This is a genomic window from Massilia sp. LXY-6 (assembly GCF_051233485.1).
Classification (GTDB): Bacteria; Pseudomonadota; Gammaproteobacteria; order Burkholderiales; family Burkholderiaceae_D; genus Telluria.
Genome location: NZ_JBKFGF010000069.1, coordinates 1 through 7890, shown reverse-complemented (window position 1 = coordinate 7890; position 7890 = coordinate 1). Strand labels below are relative to the sequence as shown.

The following is a 7890-nucleotide window of genomic DNA, read 5'->3' as shown; positions in this document are numbered from 1 at the left end:
GTGCACCTGACCCTGAAGAACCCGGCTATTCCGGTCGAGGTCAACCTGGCCAAGTACGCCGGTCCGGAACAGCGCTACTGCCCGGCCGGGGTGTACGAGTTCGTCAAGACGGACGACGGCCGCGACCGGCTGCAGATCAACGCCCAGAACTGCGTGCACTGCAAGACCTGCGACATCAAGGATCCGACACAGAACATCGTGTGGGTCACGCCGGAAGGCGGCGGCGGGCCGAATTATCCGAATATGTAATTCGGTCGGGGTGGTGGGCGCGCTGGGCCGGCGTTTCCACTCCTTCCGCCACCACCTTCAAGCCCAGCTTGTGCGCCATGGCGACGATCGCCTCGTACAGCGCCAGCTCCCCGCCCTCCCCGTCCAGCGTCTGCGCCAGCGAGGGGTCGGTCTTCACGAAGCCGATGTCGTAGCGCTTCAGGTAGGCCAGCGAGGCATAGCTGGTGCCGAAGTGGTCGAGCGCCACCTGCAATCCCAGCATGCGGTATTGCGCCAGCCGCCCAGGCAGCGCGTCGGCGCCGCCGGCCAGCGCGCCTTCACTGATCTCGACCACGATGCTCTGCGGCGGCGCCAGCTCGCGCAGATCGTCGCGCCAGCCCTGGTACTGGCCGGCATCGCGCCGGAACTGCACCGGCGACTTGTTCACGCTGACCTGGAAGTCAAGGGCGATGCTGTGCTGCCAGCACCGGACCTGGCGCGCGGCTTCGCGGAACACCCAAGCGCACCAGCGGCTGCTCGAGCAGGTCTTCGATCTCGCAGCCCAGCAGCGCCGCCATCTTCGGGTTGACGAAGGTGATGAAGCCGAGCGCGTCGATCTCCCAGATGCCCTCGTCGGCGCAGTGGACGATGCGGCGGAAGCGTTCCTCGCTGCTTTCAAGCGCGGCCAGCTTGCCGTCGACCGGCTCGACCACGATGCGGCAGGCCTGGCCGCTGCCGTCGGCGCTGACGCCGCTGTCGAGCTGTTGCATGGCGAGCAGCGCCGCCAGCACGTGCACGTCCTTGTCCATCTCACCTCGCAGTGTGCTTGATGCCTGGTGTTATTGATGAGCCCGGTTCAAGCGGCGCTCGGCACGGCGCTGCAAGCCTTCGAAGAACAGGCTCAAGACCCAGTAGACGATGGCCGCTGCGACGTAGAGCGGCAATGGACGGAACGTGACGGAGATCAATTCTTTGGTGACAAGCATCAGCTCGGTCATCGTGATCACGGACACCAGCGAGGTGTCCTTGATCAGGCTGATCAGGGTATTGCTCATCGACGGCACCGCTCCCCGCAGCGCCTGCGGCAGCACCACATGGCACAGGGTCCGGCCCCAGCCGAGCCCGAGGCTGAAGGCGGCCCGCCACTGGCCCTGGGCGACGGCCTTGATCGCGCCGCGCAGGCTCTCGGACAGATAGGCGCCGGCGTTCAGCGACAGGGTCAGCACCCCGGCCGCGACCGGCGTGAATTCGATCCCGATGCTCGGCAGGCGGTAGTAGACCACGAACAACTGCACCAGCAGCGGCGTGCCGCGGAACACGCTGACGTAGAGTGCTGCCGGCCAGCGCAGCGGCGCCCAGGGCGCGACCCGCAACAGCGCGGTCGGCAGGCCCAGCATCAGGCCGCCGAGCATGGCGGACACCGCCAGCAGCAGGGTGGTGCCGGCGCCGCGCAGCATGAGCGGGGCGGATTCCTGCAACAACGAGCGCAGGTCCAGCAGGGCCTGGACGTCCATGCGCCGGCTCAGCCGCGGCTCATTGCGGCGCGCGGGTGGCGTCGACGCCGAACCACTTCATCGACGCGGCTTTCAGGCTGCCGTCGGCGCGCGCTTCCTCGAGCGCCTTGTCGACGGCGGCGCGGAAGGCCGGATTGCCCTTGCGCAAGGCGATGCCGGTGCGCTCGACCGCGCCCACGCGCGCGCCTGCGCGGATCGGCAGCTGCGAGGATTTCAGCAGGTAGGCCACCATCAGGCTGTCATTCAGGGCCGCGTCGACCCGCCCGAACGCCAGGTCCTGCAGGTTTTCCGGCGCCGCCGGATAGCTCTTCACGTCGATGCCGGGCACGGCCTTGGCCTGCTGCTCGAACACGCTGCCCTGCCCGACGCCGACCTTCTTGCCCTTCAGGTCTTCCAGCCTGGCGTATTCGATGCGCTCGTTGCGACGCACGATCAGCTGCGGCGTCGAATAGGTGTAGGGCTGGGAGAAATCGAAGGCCTGCTGGCGCTTCGGCGTGATGTTCACCTGGCTGATGATGACGTCGTACTTGCCGGCGCCCAGGCCGGACAGGATGGCGGTCCATTCGGTGGTCACGAATTCGGGCTTCAGGCCCAGCTTCGCGGTCACCAGCCTGGCGACGTCGACGTCGTAGCCGGTCAGCTGGCCGGTCTTCGGGTCCTTGAAGTTAAATGGCGGATAGGTTCCCTCGAGGGCGATGCGCAAGCTGCCGCGCGCCCTGGCGGTATCGAGCAGGTCGGCGCCGTGGGCCGGCAACGCGAGCACGGCACAGGACGTGACCGCAGCGGCTAATAAGGTCCTGCGGAAATTGTTCGGAAAACCCTTTTGCATCGCCTCGCACCCCATTCAAGCAGCAGAGCCTGATTTATAGCGGAAATACGATGATGCGAAAAGGGAATTTTAGGCCTGTCAATATAGCCTGCGGCTATGCTTGAAATTGTGGCCGGTGACGATCAGCGTGCTCTCGACCAGGGTGGACAGGCCCAGCAGCAGCTGGACCAGCTTGTCGTCGGGCAGCACCCAGACCTGCCCGGCCGGCTGCTCGGCCCCGGTTGCGGCCATGATCAGGGGCGCGATCCAGCTCGCGTCCGGCTCGACGTCGAGCAGGACCGCGTCGGCAGTGGTCTGGAGGACCACGTCACCGCCCGGCGCCAGGCTGAAGCGCACGCCGACCCCGGTCTCCTGCGGCCCGATCATCTCCCGCATGGTGATGTTGTGCTCCTCGATCCAGAGCTCGACGTCCTGGGGGGTTTCCAGCGGGGTCCAGGGCACCGGACGGAAACGGGGGCGCTCGGCGCTGTCCTTGGTCGAATCTTGGCTCATGAGGGGCTCGGCAATGTGATTGTGGGTACGGTCGGCGCGTATGCTAAGCCATGGATGACCGGACGCGCAAGCCGCACGCCTGGCCTAGGGCGCCAGCGTGACCAGCCGGACCTCGACCCGTCCGCCGTCGACCAGCAACTCGCCGGCCGCGATCGGCAGGCTGAAGCGGCGGCGCCCGGCGCTGCCCGGGTTCACGTACAGCACCCCGCCGCGTTCGGCGCTGGCCGGTTTGTGGGAATGGCCGGACACCACCACGCGCACGCCGGCGGCGCCCGGATCGATATCGAGTGCCTTGAGGTCGTGGATGACATAAACCGCGATGCCGCCGACCTCCAGGCGCGCGGTCTCGGGAATCGACCTGGCCCAGACCGCGGTATCGTTATTCCCGCGCACCACGGTCAGGGGCGCGATGGCGGCCAGGCGCTCGAGGATATCCGGTCCGCCGATGTCGCCGCCATGCACGATATGGTCGCTGCCGGCCAGGAAGTCCAGCGCTTCCGGACGCAGCAGGCCGTGCGTATCCGAAATCAGTCCGATCCGCATGGCCCGCCGCTGCGTCGCGTTCGCCACCTCAAGCGGAATGCCGGTTGCGGCTCATCTTCGTGGCGGTCCAGATCGAGTACAGGGCGGCGATGCCGACCACCACATAGACCAGGCGGCTGGCCGGGCTGCCGGCCCCGAACAGGCTGGCGACGACGTCGACGTCGAACAGGCCGACCATCGCCCAGTTCAAGCCGCCGATGATCAACAGGGCCATGGCAATGTAGTCGATCGCCGACATCGCCGCGTGCCCTTCGCGCAAGGTAGCCCGCCGCTCGGGCAGGTGCCGCCGTTCCATGGTGGGTGCGTTCATGGTTGCCATCGTGTCCTCCTTCGGAAAGGTTGATCCGATATCCAAGATAGCAAAAATGCGCCGATCGTGCGCAGTCTATCCGGCCGGGAAGCAGCCGGTAGTCAGCGGGACATCAGCCCTTCCAGGTACGGTTCAGGCCGGTATCCGCATGGATCCAGCCGCCTTTCGGGCCGCCGCGGTAATAGAAGCCGACTCCGCCCTGCCGGAAGCTGCGCACCAGGCCGCCCAGCACTTCCTCGGTCAGGCCGGCAATGCGGATGTCGGCCGCCTTGCCGGACATGTGCAGCGACTGGCGCGCGGCCGGCACGCCCTGCTCGATCAGGTGCTTGTTGGAAGCCGGGGTGCGGTAGCCGGACAGGATCTCCAGCGGCTTGTCGAGGCCGTAGCGCTCGACGAAAGCCTGGGAGGCCCACAGCGTCTCCAGCAGCTTGGGGTCGATCGCCATGCTGGCCTTGCCGTTCACGTCGCGCAGCATGTGGCACAGTTCCTGGTAGGCCGAATCGATCACTTCGCCATCCTTCCAGTACAGGACCTTGGCGCGCTCGCCGCTGGCGGGGCGGATCACGGACAGGGTGCGCGGCTTGACCCAGAAGTCGAGGTCGACCACCTGGGCGTCGAACAGGTCGGGCGGCGGCGCGATGTCGATGCTGGGGGCGTCCGGCGCGGCGGCCGGGTTGGACGCGGTGCGGGTATTGCGCTCGGCGGCCCCGGCGCCGGTCAGCGGAGTCGCGACCAGGCCGAGTGCGGTGAGGCGCAACCCGTGGTGAAGGAAATCTCTGCGGGAAGCCATAACAAACTCATCATTGGAACTTCCTTACTATATCTCAACGGACAAAAGTAAAAAAGATGAGTTCGTGGAATGGTGGAAAGTTGACGTTTATTTGACGCTTATTTACTGATTACTTGCCGCTGCAATTACAGAAACGCTTGCCCACAGGCGGTTCGACGGCATTCAGCTGCTTCCAGAGGAAATCGCATTCGAGGCCGAAGCAGGCCATGTCCTTGCCCGCATTCACATAACCGAGGCGTTCGAAAAACGCACTGGCGGAAGCCGGGCTCTGCATGTGGAGCTTGGCGATGTCCCAGGCGCGGGCCTGGGCTTCGACGGCGCGCATCATGGCGCTGCCGATGCCGTTGCGCCACTGTCCCGGCATCACGTAGCACAGCGCCAGCTTGCCGGCCTGGGTCAGCAACGCCAGCCCGGCCAAGTCCTGGCCCTGGATCGCGACCACGGCGTAATTGCTGGGTGACGAAAACCAGGTGCTCACGTTCCGTGGCGTCTTGTTGCTCAGCCATGGTTGAAGGATCTCGGCACGCCGCCCGTGGTCGGCCGCGCAGCCTTCTTCGATCGCGCGGCGCAGCAGCTCGCATGCCGCTGGCGCGTCGTTCGGTGTTGCCTGGCGAATGTCAATACCCATTTACTTCCATCGTAAGAACCGTGGTTCGTCAGGCCGGACTATAACCCAAAGCGTGCAATCCTGCTGTCGGGCCACGCGCCGGTGTGGAGCTTCTAAGCATATGATGAAAATGTACTTCAGTTCCGATGTTGCTTCATAGATGATGCACCTTGTTTCCACAGGTCTTTATAAGGAAGAACAACATGGTCCGTACCCGTTCCCCGCTGCGCCGCCGCCTGCTGGCGCTCACTTTCGCACTGGGTAGTGCCGCTCTCCCTCTCGCCTCCCAGGCGGCCGGCGTCGAACTGCTGAACGTCTCGTACGACGTCGCCCGCGAGCTGTACAAGGACGTGAACCCGGCCTTCAGCGCCGAATGGAAGAAAACCACCGGTGAGGACGTCACCATCAAGCAGTCGCATGGCGGTTCCAGCAAGCAGGCGCGCGCCGTTGCCGACGGCCTCGAAGCCTCGGTGGTGACCTTGAACCAGGCCAACGACATCGACATGCTGGCCGACCGCGGCCTGGTCGCCAAGGACTGGGCCAAGAAATTCCCGAACAATGCCTCGCCCTATTATTCGACCATGGTGTTCCTGGTCCGCAAGGGCAACCCGAAAGGCATCCACGACTGGGCCGACCTGGCCAAGCCGGGCGTCAAGGTCGTGATCCCGAACCCGAAGACCGCCGGCAACGGCCGCTACACCTATCTGGCGGCCTGGGGCTCGGTGATCAAGAAAGGCGGCAACGAAGCCCAGGCGCGCGAGCTGGTCGGCAAGATCTTCAAGAACGTGCCCGTGCTGGACGCCGGCGGCCGCGCCGCCACCACCACATTCACCCAGCGCCAGATCGGCGACATCCTGGTGACCTTCGAAAACGAGGTGAACCTGGTGCGCGCCGAGTTCGGCGACAACTTCGAGGTGGTCTACCCGTCTATTTCCGTGCTGGCCGAAACGCCGGTGGCCGTGATCGACAAGGTGGTCGACCGCAAGGGCGTGCGCAAGCAGGCCACCGCCTACCTGAACTTCCTGTATTCGGAAGCCGGCCAGCAGATCGGTGCCAAGCACTATCTGCGCGTGCGTAACGAGAAAGTCATGAAACAGTTCGCGGCCAATTACAAGCCGGTCCAGCTGTTCACCGTCGACGATGTGTTCGGCGGCTGGCGCAATGCGCAGAAACGCCATTTCGACGATGGCGGTGAATTCGACAAGATCTATCAGTCGAAATAATCTTAATGCTGTATATGCATACAGGATTAATAATGGGAAATATAAAGCTGAGTCGCTTTTAAGAGATTTCTTTAAGATAATTCTCTAAATTTCTGTTCACAAAGAAGGCCTTGCGACAACGCGAGGCCTTTTTTCTTGTAGAATCTTGCCGTTGGTTTCGATTTTCTTCGATGACATTGATTCCATCAAAGTTCCCATGTAGCTCGACGCTACTGGTCTAAAGAACGCTCACTTGACGTTTTGATGCTCCGCCGCCGTCCGGCGCCCGACCATTAACCGTACACAACACAAAAATGATCAAAAAATTTATCGCTGCCGTGCTGATGACGATCTCCAGCGCGGCCGCCCTCGCCGTGCCTTTCGGATCGCAATCGGTGCTGGTCGTCGAAGATGACACCGGCAAGGTCCTGTTCGAGAAGAACTCGGCTGCCGTCGTGCCCATCGCTTCGCTGACCAAACTGATGACCGCCATGGTCGTGCTCGATGCCCACCAGGACATGAACGAGCCGATCGAGATCGAGAAAAGCGACGTCGACATGCTCAAGCACAGCACCTCGCGGGTCCCGGTCGGCGCGACCATTCCGCGCCGCGACGTGCTGCAGCTGGCCCTGATGTCGTCGGACAACCGCGCCGCCGCCGCCCTCGGACGCACCTACCCGGGCGGCATGGAAGCCTTCCGCGCGGCCGTCAAGCGCAAGATCGCCGCACTGGGCATGACCCAGACCGTGATCGAGGAACCGACCGGCTTGAGCCCGCATAACCAGTCGTCCGCGACCGACCTGGTCAAGATGGCGACCGCCGCCTCGAATTATGCCGAGATCACCCGCATCACGACCTCGTCGGAACACCTGATCAACATCAAGGGCCGCGACGTCGAGTACCACAACACCAACCGCCTGGTCGGCGCCAAGGGCTGGGACATCGGCCTGTCGAAGACCGGCTACACCCAGGAAGCGGGCCGCTGCCTGATCATGCGCGTGAAGGCCGCCGGCAAGAACGCGACCATGGTGCTGCTGAACGCCGGCGCCTCGTCGGTGCGCATCCTGGATGCCCTGAACATCCGCCGCCACGTGCTGGGCGACGAAGCCCCGGTGTCGACCGCCCGCGCGCCGCGCGTGCATGCCGCCGTCGGCGGCCCGCGCATCAAGGCCTCAAGCGGCGGCGCCCGCGTCAAGGCCTCGGCCGGCCACGGCCGCTACAAGCACGCGCCGGTGTCGCGCCATCGCCGTCACCACTGATCCGGCCGCGCCACCCAGGCCAGATCGGCATAGGGGACAGCCCAGATGGGCTGCTCCCCTGCCACACCACCCGGCATGCGGGTCCGCACCGGGCGGTTCGAGTAGTTGAGGTCAAGACAGGCGAGGTGCGCCCAGTC

The 7890-nt window shown here is 64.7% G+C and carries 12 protein-coding genes; 3 read left to right on the top strand and 9 right to left on the bottom strand.

Features of this window, described 5'->3' with window-relative positions; translation table 11 throughout:
* The coding region (locus ACI48D_RS24155; protein WP_435573787.1) for a 4Fe-4S dicluster domain-containing protein at positions 1-249 on the top strand (249 nt) is incomplete at its 5' end.
* Here the strand turns inward: ACI48D_RS24155 and ACI48D_RS24150 are convergent.
* The 9 genes from ACI48D_RS24150 to ACI48D_RS24110 form a co-directional block, all read right to left on the bottom strand.
* Positions 206-724 carry an EAL domain-containing protein gene (locus ACI48D_RS24150; protein WP_435573786.1) on the bottom strand — a complete coding sequence of 173 codons (519 nt, stop codon included), beginning with the start codon at positions 722-724 and terminating at the stop codon, positions 206-208. The two genes, ACI48D_RS24155 and ACI48D_RS24150, sit on opposite strands and share 44 nt — an antisense overlap.
* Positions 669-1016: a PAS domain-containing protein gene (locus ACI48D_RS24145; RefSeq protein WP_435573785.1), complete on the bottom strand. Its 348-nt coding sequence runs from the start codon at positions 1014-1016 to the stop codon at positions 669-671. The genes ACI48D_RS24150 and ACI48D_RS24145 overlap by 56 nt, the downstream gene beginning before the upstream one ends.
* 30 nt (positions 1017-1046) lie before the next feature.
* Positions 1047-1721, bottom strand: a complete 675-nt coding sequence (locus ACI48D_RS24140) for an amino acid ABC transporter permease (RefSeq protein WP_435573784.1) — start codon at positions 1719-1721, stop codon at positions 1047-1049.
* 19 nt (positions 1722-1740) lie between these two features.
* Positions 1741-2550 carry a transporter substrate-binding domain-containing protein gene (locus tag ACI48D_RS24135; protein WP_435573783.1) on the bottom strand — a complete coding sequence of 270 codons (810 nt, stop codon included), beginning with the start codon at positions 2548-2550 and terminating at the stop codon, positions 1741-1743.
* A 78-nt stretch (positions 2551-2628) separates the two neighbouring features.
* A complete protein-coding gene (locus ACI48D_RS24130) occupies positions 2629-3042 on the bottom strand; it encodes a hypothetical protein (RefSeq protein ID WP_435573782.1) in 414 nt (137 codons plus the stop codon).
* Between the two features lie 84 nt (positions 3043-3126).
* Positions 3127-3585 carry a metallophosphoesterase family protein gene (locus ACI48D_RS24125; RefSeq protein ID WP_435573781.1) on the bottom strand — a complete coding sequence of 153 codons (459 nt, stop codon included), beginning with the start codon at positions 3583-3585 and terminating at the stop codon, positions 3127-3129.
* A 28-nt stretch (positions 3586-3613) separates the two neighbouring features.
* Positions 3614-3904, bottom strand: a complete 291-nt coding sequence (locus ACI48D_RS24120; protein ID WP_435573780.1) for a DUF378 domain-containing protein — start codon at positions 3902-3904, stop codon at positions 3614-3616.
* A gap of 103 nt (positions 3905-4007) precedes the next feature.
* Complete coding sequence (locus ACI48D_RS24115) at positions 4008-4685, bottom strand: YcbK family protein (RefSeq protein ID WP_435573779.1); 678 nt, start codon at positions 4683-4685, stop codon at positions 4008-4010.
* Between the two features lie 109 nt (positions 4686-4794).
* Positions 4795-5313 carry a GNAT family N-acetyltransferase gene (locus ACI48D_RS24110; protein WP_435573778.1) on the bottom strand — a complete coding sequence of 173 codons (519 nt, stop codon included), beginning with the start codon at positions 5311-5313 and terminating at the stop codon, positions 4795-4797.
* Between the two features lie 182 nt (positions 5314-5495).
* On the opposite strand from ACI48D_RS24110, the gene ACI48D_RS24105 reads away from it, so the two are divergent.
* Together ACI48D_RS24105 and ACI48D_RS24100 are read left to right on the top strand one after the other, a co-directional pair.
* Positions 5496-6515: a sulfate ABC transporter substrate-binding protein gene (locus ACI48D_RS24105; protein WP_435573777.1), complete on the top strand. Its 1020-nt coding sequence runs from the start codon at positions 5496-5498 to the stop codon at positions 6513-6515.
* Between the two features lie 293 nt (positions 6516-6808).
* The gene (locus tag ACI48D_RS24100) at positions 6809-7753 is read left to right on the top strand and encodes a serine hydrolase (RefSeq protein WP_435573776.1); all 945 of its coding nucleotides are present in this window, start codon (positions 6809-6811) and stop codon (positions 7751-7753) included.
* The last annotated feature ends 137 nt before the right edge of the window (positions 7754-7890 follow it).